General features: G+C 31.8%; 18 protein-coding genes. 8 read left to right on the top strand and 10 right to left on the bottom strand.

From position 1 onward, the window contains the following. Nucleotides 1-112: 112 nt before the first annotated feature. Together JOD96_RS15165 and JOD96_RS15160 are read right to left on the bottom strand one after the other, a co-directional pair. Nucleotides 113-1363, bottom strand: coding sequence for a mechanosensitive ion channel family protein (locus tag JOD96_RS15165; RefSeq protein WP_209565077.1), 1251 nt, complete (start codon nucleotides 1361-1363; stop codon nucleotides 113-115). Further along, nucleotides 1356-1643 carry a DUF3817 domain-containing protein gene (locus tag JOD96_RS15160; RefSeq protein ID WP_209565076.1) on the bottom strand — a complete coding sequence of 96 codons (288 nt, stop codon included), beginning with the start codon at nucleotides 1641-1643 and terminating at the stop codon, nucleotides 1356-1358. The genes JOD96_RS15165 and JOD96_RS15160 overlap by 8 nt, the downstream gene beginning before the upstream one ends. 200 nt (nucleotides 1644-1843) lie before the next feature. Here JOD96_RS15160 and JOD96_RS15155 point away from each other — a divergent pair, with 200 nt between their 5' ends. From JOD96_RS15155 to JOD96_RS15135, 5 genes are all read left to right on the top strand, one after another. Next, nucleotides 1844-2377 (top strand): DUF6155 family protein, encoded by a 534-nt coding sequence (locus JOD96_RS15155; RefSeq protein ID WP_209565075.1) that lies wholly within the window; start codon nucleotides 1844-1846, stop codon nucleotides 2375-2377. A gap of 107 nt (nucleotides 2378-2484) precedes the next feature. After that, nucleotides 2485-4023: a DEAD/DEAH box helicase gene (locus tag JOD96_RS15150; RefSeq protein WP_209565074.1), complete on the top strand. Its 1539-nt coding sequence runs from the start codon at nucleotides 2485-2487 to the stop codon at nucleotides 4021-4023. Between the two features lie 219 nt (nucleotides 4024-4242). Further along, nucleotides 4243-5577 carry a DEAD/DEAH box helicase gene (locus JOD96_RS15145; protein WP_209565073.1) on the top strand — a complete coding sequence of 445 codons (1335 nt, stop codon included), beginning with the start codon at nucleotides 4243-4245 and terminating at the stop codon, nucleotides 5575-5577. 82 nt (nucleotides 5578-5659) lie between these two features. After that, on the top strand, nucleotides 5660-6187 hold the full coding sequence (locus JOD96_RS15140) for a GNAT family N-acetyltransferase (RefSeq protein WP_209565072.1): 528 nt from the start codon (nucleotides 5660-5662) through the stop codon (nucleotides 6185-6187). Nucleotides 6188-6312: 125 nt separating this feature from the next. Further along, nucleotides 6313-7572, top strand: a complete 1260-nt coding sequence (locus JOD96_RS15135) for an NAD(P)/FAD-dependent oxidoreductase (protein WP_209565071.1) — start codon at nucleotides 6313-6315, stop codon at nucleotides 7570-7572. 78 nt (nucleotides 7573-7650) lie between these two features. Here the strand turns inward: JOD96_RS15135 and JOD96_RS15130 are convergent, their stop codons facing one another. Continuing rightward, nucleotides 7651-8880, bottom strand: coding sequence for a multidrug effflux MFS transporter (locus JOD96_RS15130; protein ID WP_209565070.1), 1230 nt, complete (start codon nucleotides 8878-8880; stop codon nucleotides 7651-7653). Nucleotides 8881-9034: 154 nt separating this feature from the next. Here JOD96_RS15130 and JOD96_RS15125 point away from each other — a divergent pair, with 154 nt between their 5' ends. Continuing rightward, on the top strand, nucleotides 9035-9448 hold the full coding sequence (locus JOD96_RS15125; protein WP_209565069.1) for a hypothetical protein: 414 nt from the start codon (nucleotides 9035-9037) through the stop codon (nucleotides 9446-9448). Nucleotides 9449-9539: 91 nt separating this feature from the next. Next, entirely contained in the window at nucleotides 9540-9923 is a 384-nt protein-coding gene (locus JOD96_RS15120; RefSeq protein WP_209565068.1) for a hypothetical protein, read from the top strand. 76 nt (nucleotides 9924-9999) lie between these two features. Here JOD96_RS15120 and JOD96_RS15115 read toward each other — a convergent pair whose 3' ends face one another. Next, nucleotides 10000-10191 carry a hypothetical protein gene (locus JOD96_RS15115; RefSeq protein ID WP_209565067.1) on the bottom strand — a complete coding sequence of 64 codons (192 nt, stop codon included), beginning with the start codon at nucleotides 10189-10191 and terminating at the stop codon, nucleotides 10000-10002. A 432-nt stretch (nucleotides 10192-10623) separates the two neighbouring features. Then, a complete protein-coding gene (locus JOD96_RS15110; protein WP_209565066.1) occupies nucleotides 10624-11067 on the bottom strand; it encodes a hypothetical protein in 444 nt (147 codons plus the stop codon). Nucleotides 11068-11205: 138 nt separating this feature from the next. On the opposite strand from JOD96_RS15110, the gene JOD96_RS15105 reads away from it, so the two are divergent. After that, nucleotides 11206-11754: a hypothetical protein gene (locus JOD96_RS15105; RefSeq protein ID WP_209565065.1), complete on the top strand. Its 549-nt coding sequence runs from the start codon at nucleotides 11206-11208 to the stop codon at nucleotides 11752-11754. A 234-nt stretch (nucleotides 11755-11988) separates the two neighbouring features. On the opposite strand, the gene JOD96_RS15100 is transcribed toward JOD96_RS15105, so the two are convergent. The 5 genes from JOD96_RS15100 to JOD96_RS15080 all read right to left on the bottom strand — a co-directional run bounded on the left by JOD96_RS15100 (nucleotide 11989) and on the right by JOD96_RS15080 (nucleotide 14741). Next, entirely contained in the window at nucleotides 11989-12840 is an 852-nt protein-coding gene (locus JOD96_RS15100) for a hypothetical protein (RefSeq protein ID WP_209565064.1), read from the bottom strand. A 5-nt stretch (nucleotides 12841-12845) separates the two neighbouring features. Continuing rightward, on the bottom strand, nucleotides 12846-13367 hold the full coding sequence (locus JOD96_RS15095) for a hypothetical protein (RefSeq protein WP_209565063.1): 522 nt from the start codon (nucleotides 13365-13367) through the stop codon (nucleotides 12846-12848). Nucleotides 13368-13524: 157 nt separating this feature from the next. Then, nucleotides 13525-14070, bottom strand: coding sequence for a hypothetical protein (locus JOD96_RS15090; protein WP_057117984.1), 546 nt, complete (start codon nucleotides 14068-14070; stop codon nucleotides 13525-13527). Continuing rightward, nucleotides 14063-14239, bottom strand: coding sequence for a hypothetical protein (locus tag JOD96_RS15085; RefSeq protein ID WP_209565062.1), 177 nt, complete (start codon nucleotides 14237-14239; stop codon nucleotides 14063-14065). The genes JOD96_RS15090 and JOD96_RS15085 overlap by 8 nt, the downstream gene beginning before the upstream one ends. Nucleotides 14240-14342: 103 nt before the next feature. Beyond that, nucleotides 14343-14741, bottom strand: a complete 399-nt coding sequence (locus tag JOD96_RS15080; RefSeq protein WP_057117985.1) for a hypothetical protein — start codon at nucleotides 14739-14741, stop codon at nucleotides 14343-14345. Between the last annotated feature and the right edge of the window lie 108 nt (nucleotides 14742-14849).

The following is a 14849-nucleotide window of genomic DNA, read 5'->3' as shown; positions in this document are numbered from 1 at the left end:
GTCATTTCGACAGAGGAGAAATCACATCCAGAGAGCGACGCACCTGTGCAGACAACATACTACAACTTGAAACCTAAAAAAATAAAACCTAAAATAACCTGTTATTATTGATCTAACGCCCAATTTGCGATGGCAATTCGAACATTTCCAAATCAAAATATATCACAGAAGCCATTACATGATCAAAAATATCAGACATAATATATTCGTAATTTGCCCAGCGTTTGTCGCTCGAAAAAGCATAAATCTCTAACGGAACTCCATGCTCACTCGATTGTAATTGACGACACATAATATGCATGTCTTTGTTCAAGCCCGGATGTGTCACCAGATACTGCATGATGTATTTTCGGAACAAACCTAAATTAGTCATGTTTCTACCGTTAAGCGCAAGACTTTTATCAACACCATGCAAAGCATTGTATTTCTCAATTTCAGCCTGTCTGGTTTCTATATAAGATGAAATGAGCTGTACTTTTTTCATCTGATTCAAATCTTCATTATGAAGAAAACGAATACTGCTGCTTTTTATTAAAATGTGTCTTTTAATGCGTCTTCCTTCAGAATTCTGCATTCCGCGCCAGTTCTGAAAAGAATCCGAACTCAGCGCATAAGTTGGAATTGTGGTGATTGTATTATCAAAATTCCGGACTTTTACTGTTGTCAGGTTTATCTCAATCACATCTCCGTCTGCTCCGAATTTATCCATTGTAATCCAGTCACCAATTCGAACCATGTCATTTATGGCTACCTGTACGCTGGAAACAAAACCTAAAATTGTATCTCTGAAAATTAAAATAATAATTGCCGAAAGTGTTCCTAAAATAGTTAAAAGTTCCCCTTTTTTGATTCCGAATAAAGTTGAAATAATAAGAGCAACCCCAAAAATCCAAAGTACAATCATAATAACCTGAACGAAACTGTCGATAGGTTTATCACTATATTCAGGCTTTTGTTTTAAGTAGTCACGAAGCGAATTAAAAATGGTACGAACGATCCATAATCCCAGCAAAACAATGTAGACTCCAACTATTTTTCCAAAAACCAGTTCCCAATATTCATAACGGTCCAGAATTACAGGAACGGCTTTGTATATAAAGAAAAACGGAATCAGGTAGGCTGTATACCGTGTTGTTTTGTTCTGAATTAAATAATCGTCAAATTTTGTTTTGGTTCTTTGGGCAAAAATGGCCGTCAGGGTTACTAAAATAAATTTTGCGGCATAGTATATGACATACGCCAACGCGATAAGAATGATGATATTAAAAACCAGGCTGATGTAAGACGCAAAATTGCGGCTCATTCCCCAATCTCTGAAAACCGGATATAAAAAATTGAATACTTTATCCAAAAACTTATGCATTCTTTTCTAAGTATTTTTTTTCAACATAGAAAGTCCCAAAAGGAATAAGAGAAGCGATTAAAATAATTCCGAAAGTTTTTAGATCCCAATTTTGAGATTTTTGAAGTAAAAAAGCCAAAATAATGTATCCAATAAATAAAATTCCGTGAGTCATTCCTAACGGACGTAATAACGTATGATAAAGTTCTGGATTATTTGTTTTGATTATAAGCATGTTAGCAAATAAAACTAAATATGAAATTCCTTCTAAAATTGCTGTAACTTTAAAAATCTTAAGCATGTAATTGTTTTTTTGAGTTTATGCCAGCAAAATTAGGCATTATGGTTGTCATTCGATACCTGAAACTGAAAAATAAATTGTTTTTAACATTGCTAAGTTTGGCAGTGTTTCTTAACTTAGTAAGAGATACATTTCAATAATTATATGGAGCAATCCAATTGGAATTTGGAATTTTAAAATTGAAAAATGACTTAATATTTATGAGTAAACGCGATTTAAAAAAATATTTGGCAGAATTAAATAAAGAACAGCTTGAGGAACAAATCATTGAGTTATATGAGAAATTTGCTCCCGTTAAAGTTTTTTATGACTTTGCTTTTAATCCCAAAGAAGACAAACTTCTGCAGGAAAGTAAGTCCAAAATCTCACATGAATATTTTCCGATAAAAAAACCAACTTCAAAATGGCGTCCAAGGGCAAAAATGCGTCGTTCGGTTGCGCAAAAAATCATCAAACATTTTATTTCTCTCGGAGTTGACGCCTTTGTAATCGCAGATTTGATGCTTTATAATATTGAAATTGCACAAGCTTATTCGTCTAAAAACCTTATAAAGCAGGATTTGTTTTACAAAAGTATATTTAATTCTTTTGAACAAGCTGTTAATTTTATTATTTCAAATGGGATTTTGAATGAATTTAAAGCAAGAATTATTGCAATTCAACAAGAAACTATTCAACAAAAATGGAAAAATAAATACGATTTTGATACAATTTTAGATAAAATCGGCTTATAAAAACACTTCCCATAAAAAATCTTATTAAAAACAATAATTTATTTTACGTTAAAACGCAATGAATAACTGTTTTTTAGGTGTACTTTTGCAAAAATCCAAAAATTACAATGCCTCAAAACACTTTAGAAATAGAAAGAGAAGACAAAAAAGAACTTTATGCATATCAAAAGGGCGATATTGATGCCATTTTTGACCGTTTGGATAATGCTCCTCCTCAACATCATTTATTATATCAACTGCCTACCGGCGGTGGAAAAACAGTAATTTTTTCTGAAATCGTTCGTCGCTATTTATCTAACAATGATAAAAAAGTAGTGGTGTTAACACATCGTATAGAACTTTGTAAGCAAACTTCAAAAATGCTGAAAGGTTTTGGTGTGACTAATAAAATAATAAATAGTAAAGTAAAAGAATTGCCGGATCAGAATGATTATTCTTGTTTTGTGGCAATGGTTGAAACTTTAAAAAACCGTATCAATGATGAAAAATTACATCTTGATAACATTGGTTTGGTAATTATTGATGAGGCCCATTACAATTCATTCCGTAAATTATTAAATTCATTCAAAAATGCTTTTATCCTTGGAGTAACAGCAACACCTTTGAGTTCGAATATAAAATTACCTATGCACCAAAGTTATGATGAGCTTATTGTGGGAGACACAATTAGTTCATTAATTGACAAAGGATTTTTGGCGCGCGCTACAACTTATAGTTATGATGTTGGTTTAACATCCTTAAAAGTGGGTATCAATGGAGATTATACTGTAAAATCTTCAGATGATTTGTATACCAACACAGTTATGCAGGAAAAATTGCTGCATGCCTATACAGAGCGTTCATTAGGAAAAAAGACACTAATTTTTAATAATGGTATTCATACCTCTTTATATGTGTATGAAACTTTTAGAGAAGCCGGTTACGATATCAGGCATCTTGATAATACCAGCAGCACCGAAGAGCGTAAGGATATTTTGCAGTGGTTTAAGAAAACTCCCGATGCAATCCTGACTTCTGTCGGAATTCTTACTACAGGGTTTGACGAGCCTACGGTAGAGACTATTATCTTAAACCGAGCAACAAAATCATTAACTTTATATTACCAGATGATTGGTCGTGGTTCTCGTAAATTGCCCGGTAAAGATGAATTTACGGTTATTGACCTGGGTAATAACGCAGCACGTTTCGGTTTATGGAGCGAGCCGGTAAACTGGCAGCACATTTTTAAATCTCCTGAATTTTATCTTGAAAATCTTCGTGATGATACTGAGATTGAAATGTTTTTTAAATACAGCATGCCACCGGAATTACGTACTAAATTTAGTAAAACTGCCGATGTGACTTTTGATGTTGATGAAGAACATAAATTGGCAATCAAACAAAATCTGCGTTCAAAAATTGTATTAGATAAATCACTGGAACAACACGCTTCTATGTGTGTTGATAATACCGAAACACTTCAGGAAGCCAAATCATTGGCCAAAGAACTTGATGATGATATAGAATGCCGTATTAAACGATATGCAAAATGTCTAAGCCAATGCAGCAAAAACTACCGTGAATGGCTTGTTGATGATTACAAGAAAAATATGACCTTATTAATAGGTAAAAAATATCGTGAGAAAATCATGAACGAACCGGATTGATCTGAAAAAGTTAAAAAATGTTTCAGGTTTCAAGTTTCAGGTTGTTTACTTTGAACATAATTTTTAGCCGCAAAGTTCGCAAGGATTTACGCAAAGTTTTGAAAGTTTAAACGCTAAGCTTTGCGTTTCTTTGCGTAAATCCTTGCGAACTTTGCGGTTAAATACACATTCAAACAACTTGAAACCTAAAACAAAAAACAATAAAAACAAAACTAAAAAATGTCTAAACAATTCTCAGCATTAGGAGTTTCAACACCAATTTTAAAAGCGTTAAGCGAATTAAATATTGTTGAGCCAACAGAAATTCAACAAAAAACAATTCCGTTACTTTTATCTGAAAGTCATGATGTTGTAGGTTTAGCCAAAACTGGAACAGGAAAAACTGCTGCTTTCGGATTGCCTTTATTGCAATTAATTAATACCGAATCACCAATTGTTCAGGCAGTAATTTTGGTGCCAACCAGAGAACTTGGCCAGCAGATATTTAAAAACTTAGAAAGTTTTGGAAAACATATTCCGAATATCTCTATAGCTTCTACTTGTGGAGGTATCCCAATAAAGCCTCAAATTGAGCGTCTTACACAACCTACACATATTGTTGTAGCAACTCCTGGCCGTTTAATCGATTTGATTCAGCGCAAAGCAGTTGACTTAAAACAAGCAGAATATTTAGTTCTGGACGAAGCCGATGAAATGGTTTCTATTCTTAAGGAAAGTTTAGATGAAATCATTACTGAGTTACCAAAAAAACACCGCACTCTATTGTTTTCTGCTACTTTGCCGGGAACAATTAAACAATTGATTCAGAATTATTTAAACAAAAATGTGGTTCAGGTAAGTGCCAATATGGAAACTGTTGGTAACCAAGGAATTGATCATGAATATATTGTAGTTGATCCTATTGAAAAACTGGATGTTTTAATGCATTTTCTGAATTCAAGAGATGGTGAACGCGGAATCATTTTCTGTAAAACAAAAGCTGCTGTCAATAAATTAGCCAAAAATCTGGCAATAAACCGTTTTTCTTCTGGTGCTTTACATGGAAGTTTATCTCAGGGAATTCGTGACAGAATTATGGAGCAATTTCGTGAAGGACATATTAATATTCTGGTTGCCACAGATTTAGCAGCGAGAGGAATTGATGTCAAAGAAATTTCGTATGTTGTCAATTACCACTTGCCGGACACTTATGAAAACTACGTTCACAGAAGCGGAAGAACAGCCAGAGCAGGAGCAAAGGGGCTTTCTCTAACAGTTTTACAAGAAGAAGAAACCATTGAGATTCCTGAATTTGAAAAAGAATTAGGAATTAAATTTACTAAATTTCAGAAACCTTCTGCGGTAAGTTTAGAGGAAAATAATATGCTTTTATGGGCAAAACAGATCTTCAAAACAAAGCCAAATCATGACCTTTCAGCAGATTTGAAAACAAATGTAAAAACGGTTTTTCACCATCTTACTAAAGATGAATTAGTTGAAAAACTGATGGCAAACTATGTTTTACAAAACAAGGTTGAAGTAACTGAAAAGCCTGTTAAAAAATTCAAAAAGTAACATTTAGGACCACTGATTTAGCCAATTTATATTGTATTTTTATAAGCAAATGACAATTTGAATTATAAAAATACATACTGAAATGGCAGAAAATATCATAATAAGAAAAATATCTCTCGGTGAAATTGACCAGTTAAAAGAAATTGGCCAGGAAACTTTCTATGAAACATTTTCAGAGTTTAATTCTGAAGAAAACATGAAAGCTTATCTGGAAAAACAATTCTCCTACCAAAAACTAACCGCGGAACTTGCTGATGAAAACTCAGAATTTTACTTCGCAACCCTTAAAGATGAAGTAATTGGGTATTTAAAAATTAATTTCGGACAATCTCAAACCGAATTAAAGGACGATAAAGCACTTGAAATTGAAAGGATTTATGTTTCTAAGGAATTTCACGGAAAAAAAGTCGGGCAATTACTTTATGACAAGGCTATTGAAATAGCAAAAGAAAAAAATGCTGAATATGTCTGGCTGGGTGTTTGGGAAAAAAATCTCAGAGCATTAAGTTTTTATAAAAAAAATGGCTTTATTGAGTTTGACAAGCATATTTTTAAGCTTGGAGATGATGAGCAAACTGACTACATGATGAAACTAAAATTGACCAATTAATTTCATAATTTTTTAACATAAAACTCCAAATTGGTTTTTGTATTTGAAATTATAATGTTAAATTTATAGAACTGCTATAAGCAGAAATAGTTTTACTCATAAATCCTACTTAATAAACAATATATATGAATATAGTCATAATAGGAGGCGGTTTTGCAGGAATAAATCTCGCAAAAGAGCTTGTTAACCAACCGGAAATACAAGTAACACTTGTTGACAAAAACAATTATAATTTTTTTCCTCCGCTAATATATCAGGTAGCCACCGCTTTTTTAGAACCATCAAGTATTAGTTATCCTTTCAGAAAGTTTTTTGCAGGTAAAAAAAATCTTCAATTCCGTTTAGGAGAATTGCTTTCCGTAGTTCCTGCCGAAAATAAAATAATCCTTAACAATGGCGAATTATCATACGATTATCTTGTTTTTGCCACGGGTGCAGAAACCAGTTATTTTGGTATGGAAAACGTAATGAAAAACGCTATTCCGATGAAAACCTTAAATGATGCCATCGAAATGCGAAATACATTGCTTAAAAATCTGGAAAAAGCCGCGATTACCAAAGACATTCGCAAACGACGTAAATTATTAACAATTGTAGTGGCCGGCGGCGGACCTACAGGAGTTGAAGTTTCTGGTATGTTTGCCGAAATGCGTAAAAATATTTTGCTAAAGGAATATCCTGAATTAGAAACCTCTGCCAGCAATGTGTATTTAGTTGATGGCGGAGATGCCTTGCTTGCACCAATGAGCAAAGAATCTCAAAAAGATACTCTAGAAGCCCTTACAAAACTTGGTGTAGTTGTAAAACTTCATACAAGAGTAACAGATTATGTCGACGATACTGTTTATTTTGAAAATGGAGATACTATTAAGACTAAAAACTTAATTTGGGCTGCCGGTGTATCTGCAAAGCTTTTTGATGGAATCCCGAAAGAAAGTTATGGCAGGGGCCGACGCATGGCAACCGATCAGTATAATAAAGTAAATGGCCTCGAAAATATCTATGCCATTGGGGATACTGCAATCACAGCCGGAGACAAGAATTTTCCTGATGGTCACCCGCAAGTAGCGCAGGTTGCAATTCAGCAAGGATTAAATTTAGCCAAAAATTTTAAAGCAATGGTTAAAAATAAACCTCTTAAACCATTTGTATACAATGACAAAGGATCTATGGCAATTATAGGGAAAAATAAAGCTGTCGTAGATTTACCAAGTCCGAAATGGCATTTCAAAGGATTCTTTGCCTGGATCATCTGGTTATTTATTCACCTGATCTCTTTGATAACATACAGAAACAGACTAAATACTTTTTACAACTGGATGGTAGCTTATTTTGCCAGAGACCAATCTCTGAGAATGATTATCAGACCTGATAAAAGACAATAAAAAAAACAAAGCCAGAACATGTGTAAGTTCTGGCTTTGTTTTTATTTCCATTTTATAATTTCGATTTCTGAAATTTGTTTAATGTTCAATCATTACATCAGCGCCTTCGGCTAGTTCAACTTTATTTTTGATAAACCTTTTACCAATATTCAAAACAACAAATGCCGTAATTGTACTTGCTGTCATAATCACAACCATTGGAGTAACAGAATTTTTTACAAAAATTCCAACGGCAAACGATGCCAGTGCACCAAGTCCGAGCTGAATTGCTCCCATTAAGGCAGAAGCGCTTCCTGCATTTTTTGCAAACGGAGCCATCGTAAGTCCTGCAGTATTTGGGTTTGAAATCCCTAAACAGCCCAGAAAAAGAAACAGCATTGCAATTGTTTCATACAAACCAAGAAGATTATTTAATGACAAAACCAGAAAAACTACACTTATAACTGATTGCAAAATCAATGAACTGAAAATCATTTGTTCACTTGAAAATTTCTTCAATAAAAGTGAATTTAACTGACTGGAACCAATAAAACTTACTGACATAAAAGCAAAAATCCATCCATACGTTTTAGCATCTACATGATAAATATCCATAAAAACAATAGGAGAGGCCGCTACATAAGTAAATAAGCCCGAAAAGGCGATTGCACCGGTAAAAGCATAAGTATAAAACTGAGGCTCTTTTAATACGAGTAAAAAATTTGTAATTATGGGTTTTGGTTTTAATGAAATAGAAGTATCGGGTTTATAGCTGTTTGGCAGCCCAATTTGAGCAGCAGTCAGAATTGCTATTCCCATAAACATTAAAATTAGAAATATGGTATGCCACCCATAATCTTCTGTAATATAACCTCCAATTGTTGGCGCAAGCATTGGCGATAAACCAAGAACCAGCATTAATAATGAAAAAACTTTTGGAATATCCTTTACAGGAAATAAATCACGAACCATTGCTACAGAAGCAACAGTTGCAGCACAACTTCCGATAGCCTGAATAAAACGCAAGAAGATAAATAAATCAATATCAGTAACATAAACACAACCTAAAGAAGCTAAAATGTAAACTGACAAACCAATAAACAATGGCTTTTTTCTTCCGAAACGGTCTAATAAGGGGCCGTAAAGCAATTGTCCGGCAGAAATTCCGATAAAATAACTCGACAAACTCATTGAGACACGAGCAACTGATGTATGCAGATCTTTTGCAATTCCTGAGAAACCAGGCAGGTACATATCGATTGAAAAAGGGCCAAGTGCAGTTAGAGAACCTAAAATAAGGATAAGCTGTATATATTTTTTTGTTGTCATTTTCTTAAAAGATTGCTTTTAATTTCCGGCAAAGGTAAATATTTACTACCTTGTTAAGTAGAGAAACTTTTTATATCTCAAAAAGAGATTAGTTATTTCTACCTATTCGGCTTTCAAAAGTGTTTTGAAAACGATTAATCTAAAATTAAAAATTATGAAGAAGTACATTTTACTATTAGCCTTTATCACCACAACATTTTCATTTGCTCAAACAATTACATCTAAACAAGAAGATGCAAACGTAGCTCAATACGCTTTGCTTCAAAAAGTAAACGAATTTTATCCGGATATTACGCTGAATAAAACCATCACAAATTTTTATGCCGATGGTAAAATTATCGATTCGCAACAACAGTTTGATTTAAAAGGAACAAAATTTTCCAGTTATAAACTAGGAATTGAGCCAGATAACAAAAAACTATTATTCGAATATGTTACAGATGAAACCGGAAAAGTCTACGGAGATGTTTCGCTTTTTAAAGGAAACGTTTTGAGAACAACATTTACCGAAAAAACGGGTCAGATTGAAGTTTCACTAAACGGAAAATCAGTTTATACAAAAAATTAATTTTTTTTTAACGCAGGTACAAAGCTAAGAGCATCACAATCGTGATGCTTTTTTATTTTATATTTGAGTCCAATTTGTAAAATATTTTTAAATGAAAATAATAATTTCTTTGCTGCTTTTTATTTCTGTGCAAGCACATTCGCAAAACAATCGATTTACAGGAACCTGGAGCAATGAAGATTGCAAAGACTGCAATAAAGAGTATATCTTTAAAATAACTTTGGTTCAGTCAAATTATTTAATTTATGGAACAGCAGAAGTTACTAGTAATAAAAAAGAACTGAATTCAGGAATTTTAGACATAACAGGAAACGTAAGTCCATTGGGTGAAAGAGCCCAGATTAAATTAAAAGGAAAAGACGGAACTTCTGTGAGTGCAGTACTTTTTGAAAAAGAAGGAAAAATCCAGTTTGATAAAAGAGGTGGTGATGATGTGGTTCCGGGAGAACTTATTTTAACCAAATTATACGAATAAATATTGCTCTAAAAAAAAAATAAACCTTTGTATAGATGATATACAAAGGTTTATTGCATTTAGCAAATAAAACAAATTAAGGAATTCCAATAATTGTTTTTAATTGTGCTAAACTTTCTTTCGTTCCAATTTCGTGGCCTCCAATAGTTTTAATGATGCAAAATTCAGTGTCTGTTTGTCCCGGAATTGTGTACACAACATCAACATTCTCTTTAAGGATATAACACGGTTGGTCGTTGTCATACAAAGTAACTTCAATAAAAGCCATAATTTTTTGATTTTAAGTTAATACTATATCTAATGTAAGAAAAAATTGTCAATTTTTTACATTATATTATTATTAATTTTCTGCTTAAGAATTGCTGTAGCAGCGAGCATTAAATTGAAAATTTTAAGGTATTAAGTTTAATAAAAAATGATTTCTAATTTAATTAAGCGGCTTCAGATAATATTGAAAGGAATAATTGTCAGATTGTAGAGCTAAAAAAAGTGCTGAAAACCAAAATATTATGAATTATTGGCTATATACTTTTGAACTATAATTTATAGTATGAATCGCAGTATGTCCAAGAAGATGTTAACAACTTTATTAACAGCACTTGGAATCCCTATTTTGTAGAAATCTAAAGGTATAAAAAAAATATGGACATAAAAAAACCCCGTTTTATTGGGGTTTATTTATTGGTTTTAATATGTAAAATTATCCTTTTATTTCATTTATCAACTTGCCATCAACAAAGTATTGCATCAAAGAATTTGCACCTAACAAACGATATAATGTTCTAACAGTCTTACCATCAAATATTCGCACATCACCATAAGTCAAAATATCATCATTTGATAAAAATGTATAAGTTAAATGTCTTTTATCCATGATTGTAACATTATAAAGTTTAAACTTACTACTATTTGCATAAATTAATTCAGCAGATAAAAATTCATTAACTTTTAAATTATTCTTATAATTTGCTTTGACTTCTTTTGAAATCAAAATGTCAGGATAAAATATATTTACTTGTTTAATCAAATCATATTGATCAATATTTATAGGTTCTCTTTTCTCTAAAAATATTTTCATGTCTGAATCCTGAGAAAAAGCAGGGATTGAGATTAATACAAATAGCAATAAAGTAATTTTTTTCATGTAGTTTAGTTTGTGAGTTTATAATTACTAAAGATTTCCAAATATAATGCCAATAATTTTAATTTCTCTTTGTCAATTGCTATAAAAGAATAAATAATTATATTAAAAAAAATATTACATTCGTCAAAATTAAGAATTATGAAAAAAGAATTACTAACAATAATATTATTACTAACATTAGTCTTAAACAGTTATTCACAATCAGAATTAAAAAAATTAGAAAAAGGTGTTTGTAAGATAGACCACAAATGCTATACAAAATATGAGTACGATGACTTTGAAAACATATGGACTTATAGTGTAGGTTTTTATGAAACCATGCTTTCTAAAGATGGACTAACATATGTCATAACCAAATATCACGAAGAAAAAACAGATAAAAAATTAATTTTAATAACCTTTTTCGCAAATGCAACAGGCTGTAAATCTAAAGATTCATATGTACATATCCAGTTTAAAAATGGAGAAAAATTAAAAATAGGTGCATACGACGGTAACACCCAATGTGGTGTATCATACTTAACTATTAGTATTAGCGATTATATGGATATATTAGAAAAAGAACCAATAGATAAAATAAGGATTAATATTGAAGTAAACGACGACTTTATAATTACAGAAAAAGGTCAAAACAAATTGTTTAATAATTTAAAGTGCATTGATTCTGTTGACTTAAGTAAAAAATAAAAGTAAGCCTTTGTAAGTTAATACAAAGGCTTATCTATTATATAATCATTAAAGTATTGCCTAGAAATATAATTACCAGTTTTACGGTTGTAAATATTAATGTAGTGATAATCAAATCCAACATTTTTACACCAGTTATGTAGGTAAAAGATCGATTTACAAAACTCAATTTTAATAGGTCTTATAGATTTATCTTTATTAAAGATTGTACAGCTGTAAGGCGTTGGAGTAGTATTAGCCATAAATATTTGAAATTTGTATTTCTACATCTTGCAAGATATTTTTGATTTTGAACCCACCATTGACACAAACTAATGTTTCAATGTCAAATTCTCCTTTTTTTATTATACTTGTACCTTGTTCAATGTAATTTGTCAAAATCCAAAATTCATTTGTTCTAATATCTGTGAAAATATAAACTCTTAAACCGTAAGGATATGAAGTTTTACCTGTTGTCATTTTCACATAAAAATCTCCAAATTGAACGATTCCACCGTTATTCTGAACAGGGAACGAGGTAACCAAATCATAACCATTTCGAATATAATTTGGAGTTTCTCCCTGAAATTCAACTGTATCTACGTGTGTAGAATTTGGATAAGTATCGTAACTCCCAATGTAAAATTTGTTGTCTCCCTGAATTGTTCCAATGTTAAGCATTGAATAGACCCTACGATCAAATGTATAACCTGAACCCTGAGAAAATCTACCATCTATGCGGAATTGTGGTAACTTATATTCTTTAAGGTATCGTAACGGCTTTTTCTGAAAATCACTAAAATTTAAAATCTCTACACTTGAACCACCATTACTATAAGGAATACTTAAATAAATTTGAGTAAACGCAGTAGCAAAATAATTTTCTGGAATCACATTTAAATCAACATTCCCCAAGTCATTAATAACTGATAGCATAGGCAAACTATCGTAATTATTAAATTCTACGCCATTAACACGCTTGTTATCAATAAATACTGATAATATAAAAAATGGTGTTTGAATACCTCTTATTAGATAGCCCTCAGAGGATTCAATCTCTTTTACTTTGACTGCGTAAGTTTCATCTATATATTGAATAAAGTTCATATAGTTTAATTAAATAACGGAACTTTTTTCAAGTCCGAAGTTGATAAATATTTTTTCAAATCAGCCTTTAAGTCACGGCGTGTAATAACATAATAACAGCCGATTACCAAAGGAACAGTTGTAGTTTGCTTTACTCTCAATAACTCGTTAATTGTCTCCTTTTCATTTTCGAAATTAGACATTGGCTCAGTTATCCAAGTATACCAAGGAGCGTCTTTTGTTTGCTTATTTGTTCCTAACCAAACTGCCAAAGATTCTGCTATGTCATGAACTTCTTTACGAGGTGTAATTTTATTCAATTCAATCTCTTTTGTCATTGGATTAGAAACCGCAATTTTTAAATCTTTTTCTGCATCTTCCAAAGCTTTTTCCTCAGCATCTTGTGTGAATTTTGAATACCATTTTTTTAATAATGGATAACACACAATAATACCAACGACTACAAGCCAGTATTTTTGCAGAAAATCAAAGAGCCAAACAGTATTGGCTTGGCTCTTTGTTCTATTAACTATCTCTCTTTGAGCCATAATTACTTTTTCTTAAATAATTTATAAGCTAAAAGTCCTGCTAAAGCAACTAATACAACATTTGCAATAGTTTTATTGTTTGCGTAAAAAAGTTTGATTTTATCTAACATCTTGTTTAAATTTTGAATTAATAATTTTTATCGTTTTGGGCGTTTGTTTAGACTGTAACGCTGTAAACAGTATAAAAAAAAAGCAGTACGGGAATAATAAGATAATTGAATTTGAATTTCTTTTTAGCCGTTACAGTAACACTTGCAAGATTGTAATCTCCCATAATGTCAATAGCATCCTGAATGTCTGAATCGTAAATTAAATTGTGATCGGGTGCGCATTCATGTTTAATAATTGCACGAGCAATGACTAAGTAAAATTTTGCATCTACTATTTTAATTGTTTGGTCAGGATCTAAACCGACAGCTTTTGAGATCACCTCAATATACTTTTGCGTATCATTTTCAAACGGAGGAGCATATTCAGTTATAAGCTTTCTTACGGTATTTTTACCTTTATCAATATCATTTGTCAAATCTCGCAACATAGCACGAATACCGTATTTTACTTCTGTAAACTGTTCAAAATGTTTGTCGGTATTTTGAGCATTTGGTATTTTTCCCTGCCAAGCAATATTTGTCAAAACCAAGTTACCCGGATTGTTATTTCGAATACCTCTGGTTAATTCTTTTCTACCTAAATAACTACTCATTTTCTTCTGTAATTAAAGGTTTGGCAGGTGCTTGCGGTTCTTCTTTTCCGAAATCTAGCTTGCTTAATTCATCCGATACAACCTGAATACCTTTTAAAATAGCGGTTACAACCGCACCATATTTTACGATAATACCAATTATCGAAACAATTCCTTTCAAATTTTTCATGACTTATTTTGTTTTAATTGTTTTCTTTTTTCTAAATGCTCTTTGAGTAAATCGACCCCCTCATGAAGTATAAGAGGGAGGAATTTTAATATGAACCTAAACATTAGTTCGAACGAATAAATGTACCTGCATAACCTCCGTTTTTCGCACGTGGGTTAATTACAAATGCCATACTGTCAATTACGACTTTACCGCCATTTTTCTGCATTGTACCCCAGTGAAATGATTGAACACCAGTTTTAGTATTTGTAAAAGTGCATGCTACAGAACCAAACCAACCTTTTTCAGAAAGATTTGATTTATTAGTAGTTACACATTTAATTGCAATCAATTCTCCTTTAGACAATCTCCAACCAGTTGTTAAATGCTGTTCAACACCTTTATTCGGACCAGTAACAGGCATGTAAGTAGTGTACTTTGCACCTGAATGTTTTACCTTTTGTTGGTTATTGTTATTATTGTTGTAATTCTGATTATTAGAATTTTTTCTATTTTGTGCCATTACTTTATAATGTGTTTAATTAATAATATGATTTCAGCCAGTTTTTTTACTATGATTACTGCCGAATCTATCAGAAATACAATAAGATAGATTCGATAGTAATTTTTC

Source organism: Flavobacterium sp. 1355, from assembly GCF_017833415.1.
GTDB lineage: Bacteria > Bacteroidota > Bacteroidia > Flavobacteriales > Flavobacteriaceae > Flavobacterium.
The sequence above is the reverse complement of the archived record's forward strand: the minus strand, read 5'-3'. Positions and strand labels throughout refer to the sequence as shown.